We start from the raw sequence: 21,203 nt of genomic DNA on the forward strand, positions 1-21,203 counted from the left end.
TCACCCCTTATTCAGAACAGATGGATGCCACTGATACCATTCCACAGGATTCAATTTGCTGGTGATATTGATATGTTTAGGCTCTGTAAACGAAGCGAGGCCATAAGGTCCGAGTTCTCTCCCTATCCCGCTCTGTTTTACCCCGCCCCATGGCGCTTCAAGATACGGTGTATGATAGCTATTGATCCAAATGATCCCTGCATGAAGACTTTCTGCTGTTCGCAGCGCTTTTTCTTCATTTTCTGTTAAAATACCAGCTGCCAAGCCAAATCTCGTACCGTTTGCCAAAGAGATGGCTTCATCTTCATTAGAAAATTCCTGAACCGTTATCACCGGGCCGAAAATTTCTTCCTGAACAATTTTCATCGATTGGTTTACGTTCGTGAAGACTGCCGGTGTGATATAGTAACCGGTTTGAGGAATGATCCGCTCACCTCCAGTCACGAGACGAGCCCCTTCTTCCTTCCCGGCCCTGATATAGTGTTCAATTTTTGCAAGGTGCTCCTGACTGATGACAGGCCCCATTTCCGTCTCTTCGTCACGAGGATCGCCAATTTTAATCTGTTTAGCCCTCTCTGTCAGCCTGGCTAAAAAACTGTCATACAATGAATCTTGCACGAGTATACGGGAAGCAGCGACACAGACCTGTCCCTGATTAAAATAAGACGAAAACAATGCAATATCACAAGCTGCTTCAATGTCTGCATCATCAAAGACGAGAAGCGGCGATTTACCTCCTAATTCAAGAGAAACTCGCTTAAATGTGCCTGCACATTGGCGATTAATCAGTTGACCCGTTTTGGAACTTCCAGTAAACGAGACTTTCCGAACCGCTCCGTGCTTAATTAATTCTTGGCCGACAGACGAGCCATCTCCTGTTACTAAGTTGAATATGCCATCTGGGAGGCCCGCCTCTTTGACCAATTTTGCAAATGTTAAAAATGACAGCGGCGTCCATTCAGAAGGCTTGAAAACCACTGCATTCCCCGCAGCTAACGCCGGCGCCAGTTTCCAAATTCCCAATAACAGCGGAAAGTTCCACGGTACAATCAAAACACAGACACCCATGGGGCCTTCAATCACTCGGCTGATTGAACCGTCATCCATTTCCTTGGACCACGTTTTTTTCGACTCTTGCAAATCAGCGTAATATCTTAAACAACACACAGCATCACTGATATCTAATCTTGATTCACGAATCGGTTTACCGGTATTTTGGGTTTCGATTTCGGCAAATGTCTCTGCGGAAGCTTCCAATAGATCCGAAAGCCGGCGAAGGACTTTTATACGAAGGGATTGATTTTGAGCCCAGTCTGTTTTGACAAAAGCCCGTTCTGCACCTTGGACAGCTTCACGTGCTTGTTCTCCCGAAGCTTCTTGAATGACGGTGATAAGGCGCCCCGAAGCAGGATCAATGATTGCACGTTCTTTTCCTTCTCCTTTTATAAATTCGCCATTAATGAAAAGCTGTTCATTTTTCACATTCAATTTCGATCAGCTCCTAGCCTTTAATAATAAGGTTCAGACTTTTTAAGTGCAGCTGGTTCTTTCTTTGATGTACCAGCAAGCGAGACTGTAATCATGACGATGATACTGACAAGCAGCCCGTACACAATCGGCTCTGTCGACGACACCCCTTGGATAGCAAGACCCGCAAGGATAACTGCAGTACTGAGCAAAATCGAATAAAATGCTGCTTGTGCGGTAGCTCTTTTCCAAAAGAATCCCAAAATAATCGGGAAGAATATCGCTCCGGACAGCACAGCATACGCCACATCAAGCGCTGTCAGTACATCTTGAATCCAAATTGAAATGACGATCGTCGTGATTCCGACTGCGAACGTTGTCAACCGGGATATTTTCAAAAAATGCTGTTCGTTCATCTGAGGCGACATATATCGTTTTAAAATATCATTTACAATTAAAGTTGATGAAGCCAGCATCGTTCCTGAGGCTGTCGACATGAGTGCGGAAATGACACTTGCGATAACAACCCCTAATATGCCAGGCGGAAGCGTCGCGAGCGCCATACTTGAAAAGGCTGTTTGCGGGTCTTTCAAGTGCGGGAGAACAACATAGGCGCACATTCCGATCAAACAAACAGCAACTGCGTAAAAACAACTGTAGACCCCTGCTCCAATCGTGCCGGCCCGGGCGATTTTAGTTGTTCTTGCTGTAAAGACCCGCTGCCAGATGTCCTGCCCGACAGCCATACCTAAGCAAAACAGCAGGAAGTATTGAAAGATGGTTGACATGCCGATAGATCCTGCATCAAAATATCCTGGCGGCAATCTCTCTAAAAGCGTGCTCCAGCCTCCCGCTTTGTGGAGACTCATCGGCAGCATAATGAAGAAAACACCAACTGTCATAATCACAAATTGAATAATATCGGTCATCGTAATGGCCCACATTCCGCCAAGCAAGGTGTAAAACAGGACAATTCCTCCGCCTGTGATCATGGATAACGTTAAATTCCAGCCAAGCAGAACATTGAGAATAGTCCCCATACTGATCACCTGTGTCACCGTAACCATCAGTGTATAGATGGCAGCAACTAAAGAGCTGATCAGCCTTGTTTCCGAATTAAAACGTTTTTCAAGCACCTCACTGATGGTGAGCACTTTCAAGGCCATCATTTTTCGAATCAGAAAAACTCCGATTGCTGATATCCCCAGACCAAGCATGAAAACCATCCATATTCCTGAAAGGCCAAATTGATAGCCAAGTTTGGCGGTGCCAATTGTAGAGGCACCGCCTAATATAACAGCAGCCAGACAGGCTAAATACATCGTGAGGCCGAGATTACGCCCGGCAACGATATAATCTTCAGAAGTTTTTGCTTTTCTCGCTCCTAAAACACCTACAAAAATCAATGCAGCAAAATATAAGACAACCATCATGACATCCAGTCCATTCATAACACCCTCCTCCTTTCGAGTTGAGAATATTCAGTCATTTATGCCAAAAACTATCTCTCTTTGGCCAACCGCAGTTCAGCCTCAGCTTTCTTCTTCGCAAGGGCTGTCAGTGTGACAAACTCATAAATGATGTTAGCGGCCGCTGCTGCAGTAATTTGACCATGATCATACGCAGGAAGAACTTCTACAAGGTCAAAACCGATAAAGTCGATATCCGTCAATCCCCTGACGAAAGCCAAAGCATCATCAATACTTGCTCCAGATACCTCAGGGGTTCCTGTCCCCGGCGCATAAACAGGATCGAGAAAATCGATATCGAATGATAAGAAAACAGGTCCGCTGCCGACTCTCTGATGAATCACATCAAGCATTTTTTCAACACCAAGCTTTTTGTATTCATTCGTCGTAAACACTTCTAACCCAAGATTTTTCGCATCCATTAGATCCTCTTCACCATAAAGTCCGCCCCGCATTCCAATTTGAATGGAACGTGAGACATCGATAAGCCCTTCTTCGATCGCTCGGCGGAAAACCGTGCCGTGGTTGTATTTTTGCTCAAAATAGCTGTCCCATGTATCTGAATGCGCATCGAACTGAAGCAATGCGACTGGTCCGTGAATTTTCTTTAAGGCTCTTAATTCCCCTAGCGTAATCGAATGATCTCCGCCAATTGTAATGGGAATGATCCCTTTTTCTGCTATTGAATAAATACCTTCTTCGATTTTTTTATATGTTTCTTTAAAGTACCCAGGGACCACAGGAATATCTCCATAGTCTACTCCTGAAACATAATCAAAGATTTTAATATTTTGTTCCGGGTTATAAGGCCGTAAAAGAATGGAGAAATCTCTCACTGCTTCAGGGCCGAATCTCGCCCCTGTTCTAAAAGATTGACCGGAGTCAAACGGAATTCCCGTGATGACAAAATCCATATGCTCGTCAAGCTGTTCTCTGTAAGGCAGTCGCATAAATGTCCGCGGCCCGCAGTAGCGCGGAGATTCAAAAGAATTTTTAGGCTGATATTTTTTCATCATAAGACCTCCCAAACGTTTTTCTTTTATTTATGCAATTTCCGTGCCAATCATTTGATTCCAAGTAACGGGGGATTATAAATACGCACAATGAGTTAAAAGTGAATGAAAAGCGGTTACTTCGATTCAAAATGAATTATCTTCATTTATTTTGAATCGATCTTGTATTTTTTGAGCCTCCTGACAACCGTGGCTTGGCTGATCCCTAGTATATCTGCCATCTCATACGTTGTTTTACATTGGCGGTAGGCCCGCTTGAGCCATGCTTTCTCGACTTCTTTTAAAGCGTCTTGCAGTGTGCCCCCACTCGAATTAAATTCGAAGAGCGAGCTCCAATCATAGTCAGCCTGAGTCTTACCAGTCAAAAAACCAATATCTTTTGGATAGATCGTATTGGTGTCAGTCGTAACAATGATTCTTTCAATCATATTCTCGAGTTCTCTTACATTTCCTGGCCAATGGTACTGTAAGAATAGCGGAAACACTTCGGCATGAAAAAACTTGCTTGTCCCATATTTCTGATTGAATTTTTCCAGAAAATGCATCATCAGCTGATCAATTTCTTCTTTTCTTTCTCTTAACGGCGGAATGGTTATGGGGACGACGTTTAAGCGGTAAAATAAATCTTCACGGAATTTTCCCTGCTGAACTAACTCTTCTAAATTCTGATTTGAAGCCGAAACCAGTCGAAAATCGACATGTTTGCCTGTGATTCCGCCAATTCTTGTAACCCTTTTTTCCTGCAGAACTTTTAAGAGTTTGACCTGAATACTAAATGGGAGTTCCCCTACTTCATCAAGAAATAAAGTACCTTTTTGAGCGAGTTCAATCATGCCTGCTTTGCCTTTCTGATTTGCCCCAGTAAATGCACCGCCTTGATAACCGAACATCTCTGATTCAAACAGGTTTTCCGGGATGGCACCGCAATTCACTTCAATGAAAGGGCCCGCCTTACGATGGCTGGCCTGATGGAGGGCGCGGGCAAAAACCGTTTTTCCTACACCGGATTCACCCAGAAGGACTACATTGGCATCACTCGCCGCAACGCGGTTCAATAATACCCAAAGTTTCTCCATTCGATCGCTATTGATGACAACCTCTCCAGAATTAGCGGTCTTCTTTTTCAATTCCTGAATCTCCTTTTCATATCGCCGCATCTTGGATTGAAGCTGTTCATAATCTTCTTTCAGCCGCCTAATCTCCGTTAAATCATGCGAGAAACTGATGATTCTAAATATCTCTCCGTTTTTCATAATCGGAATTCCCGTCGCCATTACGGATTTGCCAGAAGAGGTCGTTTGCATCACTTGAATTTCCTTCTTTTCTTGAATCACTCGTGCGGTAACAGACGGAGAAAAGACCGATCTGCTTTGTAAATCAAACACCGATTTCCCAATGATCTCAGAAAGCGGCCGTCCGTAAATATCTTCACAATTACGACTTGCTTTTAAAACGATCCCTTCCCCATCTGTTATCACAATATTGTCGTTCGAAGCATTTAATATCGCCCCTAACTCTACTTCCAACACTTTCACTTCTTCATTCATTAAGCAGCACCCCTTTATAGATGATTCTTTTAAGGTATCATAATTTTCAGACTTCATAACAAAAAGAGCCCTATTTGGTTTGGGCTCTTTCTTTTTCTTAGATTTTCTAAAGAATGGATAATATACAGTGAATGAGATGGCGATATTGATGATTTGCATGACAGCTCCTGATATTTTCCCACCCGTAGCCAGATAGCCTGAAAAGATCGGCGGCATCGTCCATGGCACAAATATTCCTGCCGCCTTTGCAACTAGGCCGGTGCTCATCCCAATGTAAGTGACAGTTACCGTTAAGAGCGGCGTGATGATAAAGGGGATTAACAGCATCGATTCATGACAATCGGCAAACCGAAAATAATCGGTTCATTAATATTAAAGCAGGCAGGACCAAGCGCAAGACGGCTCAGCTGCTTCATTTGCTTGCTTTTTGAACGAACCGCCATGCTGCGTACAAGTGCTAACGCCGCCCCGCTTCCGCCAATATTAATAAATATGTCGAAAAATTGTTTTGTGAAAATATGCGGCAATGCTTCAGCGGCCTGAAACGCAAGTCGGTTCTCATCCATTGCACCATACCAAATCGGAGACATGATTCCGCCGACGATGCTTGCGCCATGCAAACCGCAGGACCATAAAAGCATTTGTGTAAATTCAGCTATTAAACTCCCCGTCAGACTTCCGCCAAGGTTTGCCTAAAAGTTCTCCTATCACGTTGTGAAGGCTTTGAAAAAGCGTGAGTTCAATGAATAACCTTGCTGCCCAGACAACGCCAATGACTGCGAAACCTGGAATAAGCGCTGTAAATGATTTGCAGACTGCAGGAGGCACGCCTATCAGGCATTTTGAAGACAATATTCTTCTGGATAATCCACCTGTAGATTTCAGTTGAGAGCATAGCAATAACCATTGCGACAAATAGACCTTTACTGCCCATTAACGAAACAGGAATGCCGCCTGAGACAAGGACCTCCTTTGTTGACCCATCTGGTGTAAACGGAATTTGATAAGTGTCCCCAGCAGAAATGCAGCAAATGCAATGGCTCCAGCTGAAAGAGCATCCACTTTATACTTTTCTGCCAAGCGAAGAGAAATGCCGAATGTCGCGACGAGCGCCATGATGCCGCAGGTTGCACTGACCGGGTAAGATAATTGATCTGCCCATTGCTTACCGAATAAACCAGCCATAAAATCTGCATAACCAGGGATCGGCAAATTCGCTAAAATTAGAAACAGCGACCCAATAATAATCAGCGGCATTGTTAAGACAATGCCATCGCGGAGAGACTGCAGGTGACGCTGGCCAGCTATCCTTGCAGCTGTGGGCATGACATTCTCTTCCAGGATTCTGTTCAATGAACTCAAGTTCGAATTCTTCCTTTATCTAATAAAGAATGAGTCGAACACGGGGTGCAAAGTTGTTTCAATGGGGCTGGATTTAAGCGGCAGTCTGGTGAAATAAAATAGGTTCCAGCACACCCGTACTGGAACCCTTTGTTTAAGCTTCGACAGAGTTAAAAAATTTTGGAAGGTATTCTTTATGCGCCTCAAGCATTTCATCGAGTATTTCTTTCGCGATCTTATCAGATGGCACAAGCGGATTGATCGTCATCGCAAGGAGCGCTGTTTGATAATCTCCCGTGACGGCTGCTTCAGCGGCCACGCGTTCAAATGATTTGATTTGCTGGACGAGCCCGCGGACGGATACCGGCAGATCACCGACGGCGATCGGTTTCGGACCGTCTTTCGTTATGACGCAGTTCACTTCGACCGCTGAGTCATTTGGGATACTGGCGATCGCGCTGTTGTTTATCGTATTGACGGGCTGGATATCATGTTTGTCGTTATAGATGGAGCTGATCAGGTTGCAGGCCGCGTCACTGTAGTACGCTCCGCCCCGTTTCTCAAGCTGCGGCGGTTTGATGGCGAGATTCGGATCTTTATACAGTTCGAACAGTTCTTTCTCAACCTTCTGCACGACTTCGGCGCGTGTGCCCTCCGTCTGTGACGCTTCTATTTCATGCTCGAGCATTTCTTTCGTTTTGAAATAATAGCGGTGGTAGCCGCAAGGAATCAGATCGAGCGCCTTCAGGAATTCAGGCTCCCATTCCGCTCCGGAAATGTTCTTCATCGTCATGGCGTTTTCCGGGTCTCCCATGGCTTCGATGACTTTATCCTTTACGCTGACGCCGTCTAAGAAAACATCTAATCCGAAGACCATGTGATTCAGCCCGGCAAATTGCACCTCAATCCGGCTGACATCGACATCCAAGGCTTTGGCGACGCCCATTTTAATGCCGATCGGCACATTGCAGAGGCCGACGACTTTTGTGAGATTCGAGTAGCGGAGCAAGGCCTCGGTAACCATGCCGGCAGGGTTTGTAAAATTCACGAGCCATGCATTCGGACAAAGCTCTTCGATGTCTTTCGCGATTTCCAGAATAACCGGAATGGTGCGCAGCCCTTTGAATAAACCGCCCGGACCGTTTGTCTCCTGCCCGATTACGCCGTATTTTAACGGAATCCGTTCATCTTTGGCGCGGGCCTCAAGAAGACCGACACGGAATTGAGTTGTTACGAAATCCGCATCCTTCAAGGCTTCTCTCCGGTCAAGCGTCAGGTGAACCTCTATCGGAACCCCCGCTTTTTCGACCATGCGTTTTGCAAGCGTGCCGACGATATTGAGTTTTTTCTCGCCTTCGGGAATGTCGACAAGCCATAATTCTCTGACAGGCAGTTCATCATAGCGCTTAATAATGCCTTCCACGAGCTCCGGTGTATAGCTTGAACCTCCGCCGATCGTTACAATTTTAATTCCTTTTGTCATATTTTTGCTCCCCCTTGCAGACTCACTTTTTCATAAATCTCGACTAACTCTGCGGCCAAGTCTTTCACGGTCATCGCATTCATTAAATGGTCTTGCGCATGTACCATCAAAAGCGTCATGTCTGTTTTTTCTCCGCCGGCTTCATTTTGGATCAGTTCTGTCTGATAATGATGGGCTTCAGTCAGTTCCCTTGCGGCTTCCTGAAGCTTTTCTTCCGCCAGGGCTCTGTCTCCCCGCTTTGCGGCGGCAATGGCCTCCATTGATGCGCTTCTGCCATTGCCGCCATGCAGGATGATCTGAAAAATGGTCTGTTCCATTTTCTCATTCATGTGTTTCACTCCCTTTCTCTAAAGCGCGGCTTTTTCGTCTCCCTGTACGGCTGGCGCCTGCGGTTGTTCAAGTTCGTTTTCTTCTTTCAGCTTTTGCGAATCCCACATTCTGAAGAATGGATAGTACACGATAAAGGCTGCGATGATATTAATCGCCTGCATGACAGCCCCTGATATTTTTCCGCCCGTGGCCAGATAGCCGGAGAAAATCGGCGGCATCGTCCACGGGACGGCAATGCCGGCAGGTTTGGCGACGAGGCCCGTGCTCATGCCGATATAGGTAAGGACCAGTGTGACAAGCGGTGTGATAATGAACGGAATAAGAAGCATCGGGTTCATGACGATCGGCATTCCGAAAATAATCGGCTCATTAATATTAAAGACGGCCGGCCCGATGGCGAGTTTCCCAAGCTGCTTCATCTGCTTGCTTCGCGAACGGAGAAACATGGTGACCACGAGCGCCAGTGTCGCGCCGCTTCCGCCGATGTTGATCCAAATTTCAAAGAACTGCTGGGTGAAAATATTCGGAAGCACATCGCCCGCCTGAAATGCAATCCGGTTGGCATCCATCGCTCCGAACCAGATCGGCGCCATGACGCCGCCGACAATGTTCGCCCCGTGTAATCCGCACGCCCACAAGAGCATTTGAACCGTTTCGGCTATCAGGCTTCCGCCGAGACTTCCCCCAAGAATCGAGAGCGGCGTCCCCAATACAACGCTTACAATATTATGAAGGCTTTCAAACGGCGTCGCTTCGACGATTAAACGCGCACCCCAGATGAGAAAGACGACGGCAAAACCGGGAATTAAAGCGACAAACGATTTGCTGACCGCCGGAGGCACGCCGTCCGGCATTTTGAAGACGAAATTCCGCTGGATGATCAGGCGGTAAATTTCCGTCGACAGCATGGCGATGATCATTGCGACAAACAGCCCTTTGCTTCCCATGAGAGAAAGCGGAATGCCGCCGCCCACCATGATTTCCTCTTTTGCGCCGGCCGGCAGAAACGGAACTTTGTACGGCGTTGCCAAAAGAAACGCCGCCAGAGATATCGCACCGGCCGATAAAGCGTCCACCCCGTATTTTTCAGCCAGACGGTAGGCGATTCCAAAAGCGGCGACAAGGCCCATGATTTCAAAGGTCGCATCAACCGGATATTGCAGTTTTTGAGACCACGCGCTTCCGAACGTCTTCGCCATGAAATCCGCGTACCCCGGAATCGGCAGGTTGCCGATGATCAGAAAAAACGAACCGATGATGATAAGCGGCATGGTGAGGATGATCCCGTCACGCAATGCTTGCAGATGCCGCTGGGAAGCAATTTTCCCGGCAATGGGCATGACTTTCTCTTCTAAAAACTGATTCACCTTATTCACACGGCCCGCCCCTTTCTACGATGCGTTTCCGAGCTGTTCTGCTGATTTCAGAACCTCCGCTCCGTTGCATGTGCCGTAATGGACGGTATTAATGACTTCAACCGGCACGCCTTTTGATTCACCCAATTTTTTCAGCTGCGGAAGCAAATAACGGACTTGAGGCCCAAGCAGCAATACGTCCGCTTTATCTATATGCTGGTTGACTGAATCGCCTGACACAGCCCAGATTTTATATTCTTTTCCTTGTTCCTGCGCGCTTTTTTCCATCTTTGTAACGAGTAAGCTTGTTGACATCCCTGCTGCACAAACGAGTAATATATTCATGTAAAAGACCTCCTGAAAGTTTGATATTTTGTATGTCTCGGTGTTAATACCATCATATTATGAAATCGCTTTCATAACTACTCAGGCTTTTTCCGCTGCTAACGGAAAAAAGGTGTATCCCGGTCTTTCTCTGATCGTTTGTCTCTGAACACTTGTAAAACCTCGTGATAGGCTGTGCATTTTAAGAGACGGCTCACCGCGGCCGGATCATCTAACATGCCCCCCAGCCATTTGTACATATGCTGAAGGTCGGCTTTGCTCTCTTTCTCGACGCAAAGCAGGCAGACAAATTGGACACGCTTATCCGCCCAGTCAATCGGTTTTTTCAGCGTGCACACCGCCCAAAACGTCGTGTCTGTCTGCGGAACGAGCGGATGCGGAATCGCCGTGAGATTGCCGAAACTCGTAGGAGAAATCGCTTCCCTTTCAAAAATAGAATCGGTCAGAGTATCAGAAGCGAGGCCGGCTTTTGCAACCTGATGTCCGAGAAAACGGATGACGTCCTCCTTCGTCTCCAGATCCTGCTGCAAAAAAACCAGCTCCGGTTTCAGAAAGTTCAATTGTTCCCGCTTTTCTTCCAGCATGGCGTCGATTTTTGTAAAATCCCCGCCTCCCAACAGTGTATGAACCTTTAATACGGGAACGGGCAGGTCTTTTTTGATTGGCACTGTACTGACCACAAAATCAATCGACTCAAAAGAAAGCTGGTCAAGGCTGCAGTAATCAGCCGTTCCGACGATTTCAAGGCGCTTTGCGAACCGTGAACGGAGCTTTTCTCTTAAAAGCTGCGCGCTGCCGGCGCCGGACGCACAGACAATCAAGCAGCGTTTAGGCGGCCGTTCTGTCTTTCTCCTTTCGATGGCCGCTCCGAAATGAAGCGCCAAGTATCCGATCTCATTTTCATGGATATCAATGCCGGTTTGCTCCTTAATCACGATTCCCGCAATCACTCCCGCTTCAAATGCGAGCGGGTAATTTTCCTTTATGGCGGAAAGCATCGGGTTTCTCAGGTTCATTCCGTACCGGTTTCGGTTAATCGCCGGCTTGATATGGAGCGCAAGACCGGCTTTCAGCTCATTATCGTCCGTGATTCCGAGCTTCAGCTCCCGCTCTATGGCTTCAATCATCGCCTCTGTCAAACGGCTGGTCTCCCCGTCTATCAACCTTGTAAGCTCTTTTCCTTCCATTTGTGACTGGGTCATGCGTTTTGTCCCGAGCAGGTGAATGGCGATATAGGCGGTTTCCTGTTCAGGAAAGGTGACAGATAGCGCCGATTCAAGCTCTTTAACGATGGCTTCCGCTGACTGATATTCTGTTTCAAGCTTAATATCATGAAGATCCTCCGGAATGAGAGATACATAGTTTTCTGTCCGGATTCGTTTGCAGGCAATGGCGATATGGATGATGAGATTGTTCAGGCCGAAGAAAGAAAGCGGGATCTTATGGTTTCGAACCTGCTTCATAATGGCTGATCGGATCACTTGAATGTCGTCTTTCGGCAGAATACCGGCCTTCTCACTCAGGAGATCAGGCTCAGGCTCGCGGTCGTCCACTAAGTATTCCGCCATACAATAACGGAGACGGAGCTCTTCACCGCGCAGTTTAAAGCCGTAGTTCGGCCTTGTTTCCAAAATGATGTCATAGGGGCGGAGCTGTTTTTTTACTTCTTTCAGATCGGATTGAAGCGTGGATTTACTGATGAATAATTCTTCTGCCAAGTCATCCAGCTTGAGGTAGCCGTCGGTCAGAAGCAGTCTTTTCATCAGATAATTTATCCGTTCTTCGGGAAAAATCGGCACGGCGCTGTTCTGCTGGAAATTGTCCTGAAGCCAGTTTTTAAACGGCTGCTCATCCTGGATCAGCAGCTTATAGCCGCTCCCTCTGACAGATTGAATGGAAGCGCCGTGTTTTTCGACAATGGTTTGCAGTTCCTTTATGTCATTGCGGACCGTCCGCGTCGTTACCTTTACTTTTGCAGCGATGACTGAGCTTGTAACCGGTGTTTCAGCAGCTAAAAGCAAGCGAAGAAGTTCACGAAGCCGCCCATGAAGCATGAGAAAAACCTCCTATCAGATCAGATGCAGACGTAAAAAATAGGCAAAAAGGATGAAAAAGGGGTAAATGTATGTAAATTCTATAATGGGGAGGTTTTCAAGTCAATGCGGCAGCCTGAGGCAAAGCCCGTAAAAAACAGCCGGATCAGCCGGCTGTTCGGGATGCGGACATGCGGTTTCGCTTAGATGCCTTCCGATCTTTTACGATTTTTCTGATAATCGGATAGATGACGGGCGCCCATTTAATAATTGTTTTGAAAAATTTTTTCAATGTTTGAATCCCCTTTCTTTTACCTTGTCTTTCCCCTGTTATCAGCGTTTATAAACATAGTCAGCGTGAGACATACCGGTTCCCTGTCACCCAATAGCGCCACGGATAATCCCGGGCTTCTCCGCTGTTGTCAATCCCGATTCTCGGGCCTGTTGATATATGCTCCGGTGTAAAGCCTTCCGTAATATACAGCGGCGGTTCCGTGATCATGCCGCCGTAGTCATTCATTGAAATGCCCATCGCCTTCGTCAGTTTTCCCGGGCCGTTCGTCCACTCTCTCGGGGGTCTGCCCGGTCTCCTGTGCTCCATCAGGAACTGACCTTCATGGGGCTGTGCCGCCCTGATTAACACGGCCTGCGGAATGCCGATGTCAGCGGCGACGACGTTCATTAATGTATGGGTGTGCATGACGTATGTATAAATGCGGCCCGCCTCGTGGAACATAATTTCCGTCCGTTTCGTGCGCCGGTTGCCGAAGCTGTGCGCCGCCCGGTCTTCTGCTCCCATATAAGCTTCTGTTTCCACGATAAAGCCTGAAGCCGTTCCCTCATCCGTCTCTTTTACTAAGAGACAGCCGAGCAATAAAGGAGCAAGCTCTACTGACGGCCTTTGGTAAAATTCAATCGGCAAAGGCTTTCGTTCTCCCGCCATTTGTCTCCCCCCTTTCTGATTATATCCAATTCCCTCTTTCACGTTTTTCACTTCTTTTTTACAATATAAACATGAAAGAAAAAAGGGCATCATTGTTGAACACTCTATTGCGTTTTGAAAATCGGCTGGTTATAATATGATGGTTCAAATGAAAATGATTCTCATGTTCAATAAATACCGGACAATGATCATAAAAGTAGGTGAATTGATTTTTGAGCGATTCTGTCACGTCCGCAAGCCGTCTGATCGGCATCTTAAAAAACGGGATTTTCTTCCTGATCGCGGTAATCGGACTGCTTGTGTCTATTTTTTTCGCCGTCTCATTCGGCGCGAAAGACATTACTTTACATACGGTGTGGTCGGCGATTGCTGATTACAATCCAAACATGACGGGCCAGCAGATCATTCATGAATTGCGTCTGCCGAGAGTGCTCGGCGCGGCCGTTACAGGAGCCGCATTTGCAGCAGCGGGCGCCCTCATGCAAGGTGTCACGAGAAACCCGCTTGCCGATTCGGGTGTCTTAGGCGTAAATGCGGGAGCCATGTTTGTTGTTGCGCTCAGCTTTGCTTTTTTCCCTCATTTGTCATACGCCCTGCTGATGGTGATGTCGTTTTTGGGCGCACTGGCAAGCACAGGCTTGATTTTCTTTATCAGCGCGGCGGGAAAAAGCAGCATGACACCTTTAAAGGTGACGCTTGCCGGGGCGGTTGTAGCCGCTCTATTACATTCACTCAGCACAGGTGTGGCGATTTATTACGATTTAAGCCAGGATTTGGCCTTCTGGTACGCCGGCGGGGTCTCAGGAATCAAGTGGATTCATTTACAAGTCCTTGCTCCCGTGATTGCGGTCTTCATCATTCTCGCAACATTCATGGGCCGGTCCGTCACCCTTCTCTCAATGGGAAATGACGTTGCGGCGAATTTAGGGGTGAACACCGCTCTGACGCGTGCCGCGGGATTAATGATCGCCGTCGTTCTTGCCGGTGTGTCTGTTTCCGCTGCCGGTGCAATCGGCTTCGTCGGGCTGGTCATCCCCCATATCGCGCGAAAGATCGTCGGCGTTACGTACAGGCTGATTATTCCGATGTCCGCGTTGCTTGGGGCGATTCTTTTGATTTTGGCCGACTTGGCCTCACGCACGGTCAGTCCCCCGAGAGAATTGGCAATAGGCATCATGGTCGCTCTTGTCGGTGTCCCTTTCTTTCTTTATATTGCCCGCAAGGAAGGGAGAGAATTATAAATGAAGGTGCAGAAGGAAACCAAAAAAGCGGCGGCGGCAGGCCTCATTCTGCTGATCATCGCCGTTTGCATTGTTCTGATCGGGGTGCATACGGGATCATTCCGGCTTTCTCCCTTTACGGTGGGAAAAACGCTGTTCGGATACGGCACGTTTCAAAGCACAACCGTTTTATTCGATTACCGGCTCCCCCGGATACTGGTGACGATGCTGGCCGGTATCGGCTTAGGCGTGTCGGGCGCTATTTTGCAGGGCGTATCCCGGAATCCGCTTGCCGATCCGGGTATCCTTGGGCTTCATGCCGGGGCTTCGTTCGGCCTGATGATGTATATCACGTTCTTTCATTCACTTGAGGCGCAGGCGTCGATGTTCATCCCGTTATTTACGTTTGCGGGCGGAACCCTCGCCGCCCTGCTGATCGTAGTGCTCACGTACGACAGGCTGAACGGCTTTTTAACGATCCGCATGCTGTTAGTCGGGATTGCTGTTTCCGCGGGCTTCAGCGCCGTTACATTGTTTATGTCGCTGCGTCTGAATGAAGAAACCTATACATTCGCTTCCCGCTGGCTGGTGGGAAACGTCTGGGGCAGGGACTGGATTCACGTGTGGTCGCTATTGCCCTGGATCGGCATTCTCGCCCCGCTTGCATGGCTTAACGCCCGGTCTTTGAATATTTTAATGCTCGGTGACCAGGCCGCCACGGGGCTTGGCGCACACGTGCAGAGAAAAAGGATCATGCTGATCGCCATAGCGGTCGGCCTGTCCTGCGCGAGTGTGGCGATGGCCGGCGGAATCGGCTTTATCGGCTTTGCCGCCCCTCACTTGGCGAGACGGCTCGTCGGCACCATGCATCAGCATATCATCCCGATTGCGGGGTTAATCGGCCTTGTCATTCTTGTCGCGGCAGATACCATCGGCCGCTCTTTGTTTCAGCCGAACGCCATTCCGGCCGGCGTGGTTGCGGCAGCCATCGGCGCGCCGTATTTTCTCTATCTGGTTATGAAAATCAAAACATAAAACAAGGAGTCTTCTCATGAAAAAAATAATTGCCCTCGTCAGTTTCATGTGTATTTTCTTATTGGCTGCCTGCCAATCCGATTCAACACAGCCGGAGACAAAAAAGGCATCCGGCGATCATAAAATCGCTTCGATGTCTATTCACCTGACAAATGATCTGCTGGCTCTCGGCATTACACCGGCCGGTTCCGTCGTGGGCGGAGAATTAAAAGATTTTCTCCCTCATGTAAAAAATCAGCTGAAAGACACGAAAAAACTCGGCCCTGCCTCAGATCCGGATATGGAAGCGTTACTCGAACTGAACCCTGACAACATTTATCTTGATAAAGAATTTGCAGGAAAAGATGTGTCAAAATACAAGAAAATCGGAAACACACACGTTTTCGACCTTGATAAAGGCACTTGGCGCGATCATTTAAAAGACATCGGAAAAATCGTCAACCGTGAAAAAGAAGCGAAAACCTTTATTCAAGATTACGAAGATGAAACAAAACAAGTCAAATCTATGATCGATAAGGAATTAGGAAAAAACGCCAAAGTCATGGCGATCCGCGTGAATGCAAAAGAACTTCGCGTCTTCAGCACACGCCGCCCGATGGGTCCGATTCTGTTTGATGACCTGAAACTGAAGCCTGCTGACGGCATTAAAGACATGAACACCTCCCGCCCTTATGAGGTCATTTCTCAGGAAGTGCTGCCGGATTACAACGCAGATGCGATTTTCGTGGTCGTTAACAGAGACGACAAGTCACAGCAAGCTTTTAAAGAATTGCAAAAAAGCGCTGTATGGAAAGGGCTGAAGGCCGTGAAAGCAAACCACGTCTATAAGATTGCCGATCAGCCTTGGCTTGATTATTCGGCACTGGGAAATAAATTAGCAATGGATGAAGCGAAAAAGCTGTTCCAAAAATAAACATGAGCCGGTTTTGCAAAACGTGCAAAGCCGGCTTTTTTATATTGTTATTTACTTATATAAACAACCGCTTATATAATGATGTAAAAAAGGAGTGAGAGCATGCAACGGCAGCATAACGCCTTAAGTTCCGAAGGGGTCAGCCAATGCCTCAAGCTTCTCAGCGACACGACAAGGCTTTTGATGCTGAAGTTTCTGAAGGAGAAGGAATACTGTGTCTGTGAGCTGACGGCCATTTTTGGCATGAGTCAGCCCGGCATCAGCCAGCACTTGCGGAAATTAAAGAATGCCGGGCTTGTGCGGGAAAGACGGGAAGGCCAGTGGCGGTACTATGCCATTCATCCGTCCGGTCCGGAATACGCGCTGGTCCGCTCCATTCTGCAGCAGATAGATGAAAAGGACGGCGTTTTACAGACATTGCGGCAAAAAGAAGCCACTGTTTCATGCCGATAAGGAGGATATATTCTTGGGAATTGCGGTTTTATCAGCGCTGATTTTTGTGCTGACACTTGTATTTGTCATTTGGCAGCCGAAACATATATCAATCGGCTGGTCTGCCTGCGGCGGAGCGGTCCTCGCTTTGATTGCGGGGGCAGTCAGCCTGCATGATATCGCGGAAGTGACGGGAATCGTCTGGAACGCGACACTTGCCTTTATCGCCATTATTATCATTTCATTGATTCTTGACAGCATCGGATTTTTTGAATGGGCCGCGCTGCATATGGCCATGGCGGCCAAAGGCAGCGGGCTGCGGATGTTTCTCTATGTTTCCGTCTTAGGGGCGGTGGTCTCCGCCCTGTTTGCCAATGACGGAGCGGCGCTCATTTTGACGCCGATCGTACTGGCGATGGTGCGGGCTTTGGATTTACCTGAAAAGCTGGTTTTTCCGTTTATTATCGCCGGAGGGTTCATCGCCGACACCACCTCGCTCCCGCTCGTAGTCAGCAATTTGGTCAATATCGTATCCGCGGATTACTTTCATATCGGATACATTGAATATGCATCACGCATGCTGGTGCCCAATCTCTTTTCTTTGGCGGCAAGCATTTTGGTGCTGTATCTCTATTTCAGAAAAAACATTCCGAAACGGTTTGACACCGGCCTTGTGAAACACCCTGCATCCGCCATTAAGGATGAGCGCCTTTTCCGGTTATCATGGGGTGTCCTGGCCGTTTTATTGATCGGGTATTTCGTCAGCGCGCTGCTGTCGATCCCTGTGTCCTTCGTTGCCGGCTCCATCGCGGTTATTTTTCTCATTCTGGCGCAGCGAAGCCCCGCCGTCCCTGCAAAACAAGTCATCAAGGACGCCCCGTGGGCCATCGTGTTTTTTTCTGTCGGCATGTATGTTGTCGTGTACGGCTTGCGGAATGCCGGACTGACGGATCTTCTTTCTCAGCTTATTCAGAAAGCGGCGGATCACGGACTGTTTGCGGCGACACTCGGAATGGGTTTTATCGCTGCGGTTCTGTCCTCCGTTATGAATAACCTGCCGACGGTGATGATTGACGCCATAGCCATCAGCGGAACAGACGCTCACGGGCTGATGAGAGAAGCATTGATTTACGCGAATGTTATCGGGTCGGACCTCGGGCCGAAAATCACGCCGATCGGGTCGCTGGCGACATTGTTATGGCTCCATGTGCTGAGCCGGAAAAACGTGAAAATTTCCTGGGGAATGTATTTCAAAACAGGTCTGATATTAACCGTTCCGACGTTATTCATCACCCTGATCGGGCTTTATTTATGGCTGTTATGGCTGGCCTGAGTATGGAACGGCGGATTTTTGACGCCGATTGCGGAATAACCTCTTCTTTTGAAAACCGGTTTTAAAAAACGGCTCTGCTGGGCATATTGTTACCGTTCAAAAAGGAGGGTTCAGCAATGGAAAATAACAAAGACAGCGAAGAAGCGCTTTCCAGTAAGACGACCGGTAAAGGCGAGTCAGAAGACACGCTGACAAACCGGCAGGGCCATCCGGTCACTGACAACCAGAATGTCAGGACAGTCGGCAATAGAGGGCCGACGACATTGGAGAATTATGATTTTTTGGAGAAAATCAGCCACTTTGACCGTGAACGGATTCCCGAGCGCGTCGTTCACGCGCGCGGCGCCGGCGCACACGGATACTTTGAGGCGTACGGAAGTTTTGGAGACGAGGAGATTTCAAAATACACAAGGGCGAAGGTGTTCCAAAAGAAAGGAACGAAAACACCGGCGTTTGTGCGCTTTTCAACCGTCAATCACGGAAAGCACTCGCCGGAAACACTGCGTGATCCCCGGGGTTTTGCCGTTAAGCTTTATACGGAAGACGGCAACTGGGATCTGGTCGGCAATAACTTGAAAATCTTTTTTATCCGTGATCCGCTGAAGTTTCCGGATCTTGTTCACGCATTTCAGCCTGATCCGGTTACGAACATACAGGACGGTGAGCGTATTTTCGACTTCATCTCCCAATCACCGGAAGCGACTCATATGATCACTTTCTTGTTTTCGCCGTGGGGCATCCCGGCCAACTACCGGCAGATGCAGGGCTCAGGCGTCCACGCGTACAAATGGGTCAATGAAGAAGGAAAAGCCGTGCTCGTCAAATATCACTTTGAACCGAAACAAGGCATCCGCAACCTGACACAGAAGGAAGCGGAAGAGATTCAGGGAAAAAACTTTAACCATGCGACACAGGATTTGTATGACGCGATTGAAAATGGCGATTATCCTGAATGGGAAGTGTATGCGCAAATCATGACTGATGACGAGCATCCCGAACTGGATTTTGATCCGCTTGACCCGACAAAGCTGTGGTATAAAGACGATTTTCCTTGGAAGCCGATCGGCAAATTGGTGCTCAATAAAAATCCGGAAAACTACCATGCCGAGGTGGAACAAGCCTCATTCGGAACGGGCGTGCTTGTGGACGGCCTTGATTTTTCAGATGACAAATTGCTTCAGGGGCGGACATTCGCCTATTCAGATACCCAGCGGTACCGCGTCGGCGCAAATTATCTGCAGCTTCCGATCAACTCGCCGAAAAAGCATGTCGCCACCAACCAGGAAGGCGGGCAAATGCAGTATCGGGTCGATCGGGCAGAAGGGCAAAACCCGCACGTCAACTATGAGCCGTCTATTATGGGCGGACTGAAAGAAGCGAAGCAGGATGGGAAAGACCATACGCCTCATGTCGAAGGCGATGTGAAGCGGGAAGCGATCGATCGGTCGAATAACTTCGGCCAAGCCGGAGAAACGTACCGCCGCTTTTCGGAATTTGAACGGAACGAATTGATCACAAACTTGGTCAATACGCTCTCTTCCTGCCGGAAAGACATTCAGGATCAAATGATTGAGAATTTCACAAAAGCAGATCCGGACTACGGAAAACGCGTGGCGGAAGGGCTGAAAAAAGCCTCCGAAAGCAACAGCGGCGGGCCGATCGGCACTACGGATGCGGCACAGGCGGCAAAGCAGGCTGAACGGGAAAGCCATCCGTCAGATCCGTATTAAACAAAAAAACAGGACAATCGCGTCCTGTTTTTTTTTGAGCTAATTAAGCTCCTGTATATTCTGCTCCGCCACAGCCGCAAATACTTTCGGCTCCGGACGGTCAAGATCTTCATGGAATAAATTCACTTTATGGATCTGCCGGTTGTCGTACAGATGAAAGTAATAGCTCCCCGTGTCACAGCACATGACGGACGTATACTGCGTATAATCAATTTCATTCTCCTCGGTGATCACCGCGCCTTTTGGAATATTCATATTGGACAGCACGTGAAAAGCGGCCGTAACGCCATCTGTTTCATGAGCGGCAGGCTCTAAATGCTCTTTCAGATAAGCGGCCCTGATGAATCGGGATGGCGGCGTGTAGTCACCGGGAAGCCCGATCGTTCCTGACCCTTGGCCGAATGCGGTTAATGTCATTCCGCCCAATGTTTTGCTTTCTGACTGCTGCGGCCTGATTCCGATATAATGGCGCAGATTGGTCACATGCCAAGGAAATTCAGGACTGTTGGTCATCACTCCGGGTTTGTTGTCATAGACTTTCATACCTTCCGGCGTCGGCTCGATCACAATGCAGCTCCCCGTGCGGTCTGATAAAATCCAATGAAGGGGCAGCACCGTATCCAATAACATTAACTTCTTCTCTACAATTGTCAGTGAAGCGAGCTTTTCCTTTACGTCTTCAAGAGATTCACAGTTTGATAAGGTCCATGTGACGAACTCATGAGGAGCAATGTGGCACGTGCCCTCCCGTTCCGCTTTCTCGTATCCCGCAAAGCCCGGAAAATACAGCGTCGCACAAGACAGCCCTTTTTCATTCACGCCGTCGGCAAACAGAATATTGCCGAGATTTCTCCCCATGCCGATAAATGCGTATTTCGTCTTATGCAGCCTGCCGTCAGCTTCGCTTTTCCAGCTGTACTGACGAGGGTACAGCATGACGTCGGTGTCGAGCTGAAAAGCAAAATCCATCGTTCGCGCCAATAGGTGATTACCATCTGCCGTTTTCAATGTAAGACTTGTACACATATCATCAATCCCCTTTTCATTTATGAAATTTACACAAAGTAAACTATTCTTAAAGCTTAGCGAATAATGATTCCATTCGTCAAAAGATTGACACATTTCTCCTTCATATATATTAGTCCGTAAGCATCTCCATGCCTTTTAACCCCCGGTAAATCGTTTTGGCGGCAGTGTCTGTTCAGTTTCACAAA

General features: G+C 48.0%; 18 protein-coding genes and 1 pseudogene. 6 read left to right on the top strand and 13 right to left on the bottom strand.

Annotated elements, in window-relative coordinates; genetic code table 11:
- The 12 genes and pseudogenes from ABDB98_RS18315 to ABDB98_RS18370 form a co-directional block, all read right to left on the bottom strand.
- Positions 1 to 1,482, bottom strand: coding sequence for an aldehyde dehydrogenase family protein (locus tag ABDB98_RS18315; RefSeq protein WP_438422173.1), 1,482 nt, complete (start codon positions 1,480 to 1,482; stop codon positions 1 to 3).
- A 26-nt stretch (positions 1,483 to 1,508) separates the two neighbouring features.
- Positions 1,509 to 2,918 (bottom strand): sodium:solute symporter, encoded by a 1,410-nt coding sequence (locus ABDB98_RS18320; protein ID WP_438420915.1) that lies wholly within the window; start codon positions 2,916 to 2,918, stop codon positions 1,509 to 1,511.
- 50 nt (positions 2,919 to 2,968) lie between these two features.
- Entirely contained in the window at positions 2,969 to 3,949 is a 981-nt protein-coding gene (speB, locus tag ABDB98_RS18325; RefSeq protein ID WP_060963950.1) for an agmatinase, read from the bottom strand.
- Between the two features lie 146 nt (positions 3,950 to 4,095).
- Positions 4,096 to 5,496, bottom strand: a complete 1,401-nt coding sequence (locus ABDB98_RS18330; RefSeq protein WP_438422174.1) for a sigma-54 interaction domain-containing protein — start codon at positions 5,494 to 5,496, stop codon at positions 4,096 to 4,098.
- 72 nt (positions 5,497 to 5,568) lie between these two features.
- A pseudogene (gene celB / locus ABDB98_RS18335) lies at positions 5,569 to 6,822 on the bottom strand (PTS cellobiose transporter subunit IIC); the annotation flags it as partial.
- Between the two features lie 169 nt (positions 6,823 to 6,991).
- Positions 6,992 to 8,320 carry a 6-phospho-beta-glucosidase LicH gene (gene licH / locus ABDB98_RS18340; protein ID WP_060963949.1) on the bottom strand — a complete coding sequence of 443 codons (1,329 nt, stop codon included), beginning with the start codon at positions 8,318 to 8,320 and terminating at the stop codon, positions 6,992 to 6,994.
- Entirely contained in the window at positions 8,317 to 8,649 is a 333-nt protein-coding gene (gene licA / locus ABDB98_RS18345) for a PTS lichenan transporter subunit IIA (RefSeq protein ID WP_016937491.1), read from the bottom strand. Before licA ends, licH begins: the two co-directional genes overlap by 4 nt.
- Before the next feature lie 18 nt (positions 8,650 to 8,667).
- Entirely contained in the window at positions 8,668 to 10,026 is a 1,359-nt protein-coding gene (celB, locus tag ABDB98_RS18350; protein WP_438420916.1) for a PTS cellobiose transporter subunit IIC, read from the bottom strand.
- Between the two features lie 15 nt (positions 10,027 to 10,041).
- A complete protein-coding gene (gene licB, locus ABDB98_RS18355; RefSeq protein WP_003150863.1) occupies positions 10,042 to 10,350 on the bottom strand; it encodes a PTS lichenan transporter subunit IIB in 309 nt (102 codons plus the stop codon).
- Positions 10,351 to 10,448: 98 nt separating this feature from the next.
- Positions 10,449 to 12,404, bottom strand: a complete 1,956-nt coding sequence (gene licR, locus ABDB98_RS18360) for a transcriptional regulator LicR (protein ID WP_438420917.1) — start codon at positions 12,402 to 12,404, stop codon at positions 10,449 to 10,451.
- Positions 12,405 to 12,549: 145 nt separating this feature from the next.
- Complete coding sequence (locus tag ABDB98_RS18365) at positions 12,550 to 12,684, bottom strand: hypothetical protein (protein WP_438422175.1); 135 nt, start codon at positions 12,682 to 12,684, stop codon at positions 12,550 to 12,552.
- A 51-nt stretch (positions 12,685 to 12,735) separates the two neighbouring features.
- Positions 12,736 to 13,326: a DNA-3-methyladenine glycosylase gene (locus tag ABDB98_RS18370; RefSeq protein WP_060965093.1), complete on the bottom strand. Its 591-nt coding sequence runs from the start codon at positions 13,324 to 13,326 to the stop codon at positions 12,736 to 12,738.
- A 242-nt stretch (positions 13,327 to 13,568) separates the two neighbouring features.
- Here ABDB98_RS18370 and ABDB98_RS18375 point away from each other — a divergent pair, with 242 nt between their 5' ends.
- From ABDB98_RS18375 to katX, 6 genes are all read left to right on the top strand, one after another.
- Entirely contained in the window at positions 13,569 to 14,567 is a 999-nt protein-coding gene (locus ABDB98_RS18375) for a FecCD family ABC transporter permease (protein ID WP_438422176.1), read from the top strand.
- The gene (locus ABDB98_RS18380; protein ID WP_438420918.1) at positions 14,568 to 15,581 is read left to right on the top strand and encodes a FecCD family ABC transporter permease; all 1,014 of its coding nucleotides are present in this window, start codon (positions 14,568 to 14,570) and stop codon (positions 15,579 to 15,581) included.
- Between the two features lie 16 nt (positions 15,582 to 15,597).
- Positions 15,598 to 16,494: an ABC transporter substrate-binding protein gene (locus ABDB98_RS18385; RefSeq protein WP_016937484.1), complete on the top strand. Its 897-nt coding sequence runs from the start codon at positions 15,598 to 15,600 to the stop codon at positions 16,492 to 16,494.
- 102 nt (positions 16,495 to 16,596) lie between these two features.
- Positions 16,597 to 16,947, top strand: a complete 351-nt coding sequence (locus ABDB98_RS18390) for an ArsR/SmtB family transcription factor (protein ID WP_269774087.1) — start codon at positions 16,597 to 16,599, stop codon at positions 16,945 to 16,947.
- A 13-nt stretch (positions 16,948 to 16,960) separates the two neighbouring features.
- A complete protein-coding gene (locus ABDB98_RS18395) occupies positions 16,961 to 18,259 on the top strand; it encodes an arsenic transporter (protein WP_438420919.1) in 1,299 nt (432 codons plus the stop codon).
- A gap of 116 nt (positions 18,260 to 18,375) precedes the next feature.
- A complete protein-coding gene (gene katX / locus ABDB98_RS18400) occupies positions 18,376 to 19,989 on the top strand; it encodes a catalase KatX (RefSeq protein WP_047475971.1) in 1,614 nt (537 codons plus the stop codon).
- A 39-nt stretch (positions 19,990 to 20,028) separates the two neighbouring features.
- Here katX and ABDB98_RS18405 read toward each other — a convergent pair whose 3' ends face one another.
- Complete coding sequence (locus tag ABDB98_RS18405; protein ID WP_438420920.1) at positions 20,029 to 21,015, bottom strand: choloylglycine hydrolase family protein; 987 nt, start codon at positions 21,013 to 21,015, stop codon at positions 20,029 to 20,031.
- Between the last annotated feature and the right edge of the window lie 188 nt (positions 21,016 to 21,203).

It is taken from the genome of Bacillus siamensis (genome assembly GCF_051628075.1).
In the GTDB taxonomy this organism is placed as follows: Bacteria; Bacillota; Bacilli; order Bacillales; family Bacillaceae; genus Bacillus; species Bacillus siamensis.

Excerpts from the sequence above, each read along its gene's own strand:
- ABDB98_RS18320 (WP_438420915.1), bottom strand. The coding sequence starts at position 2,918 with ATGAATGGACTGGATGTCATGATGGTTGTCTTATATTTTGCTGCATTG.
- speB (WP_060963950.1), bottom strand. The coding sequence starts at position 3,949 with ATGAAAAAATATCAGCCTAAAAATTCTTTTGAATCTCCGCGCTACTGC.
- ABDB98_RS18330 (WP_438422174.1), bottom strand. The coding sequence starts at position 5,496 with ATGAATGAAGAAGTGAAAGTGTTGGAAGTAGAGTTAGGGGCGATATTA.
- licH (WP_060963949.1), bottom strand. The coding sequence starts at position 8,320 with ATGACAAAAGGAATTAAAATTGTAACGATCGGCGGAGGTTCAAGCTAT.
- licA (WP_016937491.1), bottom strand. The coding sequence starts at position 8,649 with ATGAATGAGAAAATGGAACAGACCATTTTTCAGATCATCCTGCATGGC.
- licB (WP_003150863.1), bottom strand. The coding sequence starts at position 10,350 with ATGAATATATTACTCGTTTGTGCAGCAGGGATGTCAACAAGCTTACTC.
- licR (WP_438420917.1), bottom strand. The coding sequence starts at position 12,404 with ATGCTTCATGGGCGGCTTCGTGAACTTCTTCGCTTGCTTTTAGCTGCT.
- ABDB98_RS18370 (WP_060965093.1), bottom strand. The coding sequence starts at position 13,326 with ATGGCGGGAGAACGAAAGCCTTTGCCGATTGAATTTTACCAAAGGCCG.
- ABDB98_RS18380 (WP_438420918.1), top strand. The coding sequence starts at position 14,568 with ATGAAGGTGCAGAAGGAAACCAAAAAAGCGGCGGCGGCAGGCCTCATT.
- ABDB98_RS18385 (WP_016937484.1), top strand. The coding sequence starts at position 15,598 with ATGAAAAAAATAATTGCCCTCGTCAGTTTCATGTGTATTTTCTTATTG.
- ABDB98_RS18390 (WP_269774087.1), top strand. The coding sequence starts at position 16,597 with ATGCAACGGCAGCATAACGCCTTAAGTTCCGAAGGGGTCAGCCAATGC.
- katX (WP_047475971.1), top strand. The coding sequence starts at position 18,376 with ATGGAAAATAACAAAGACAGCGAAGAAGCGCTTTCCAGTAAGACGACC.
- ABDB98_RS18405 (WP_438420920.1), bottom strand. The coding sequence starts at position 21,015 with ATGTGTACAAGTCTTACATTGAAAACGGCAGATGGTAATCACCTATTG.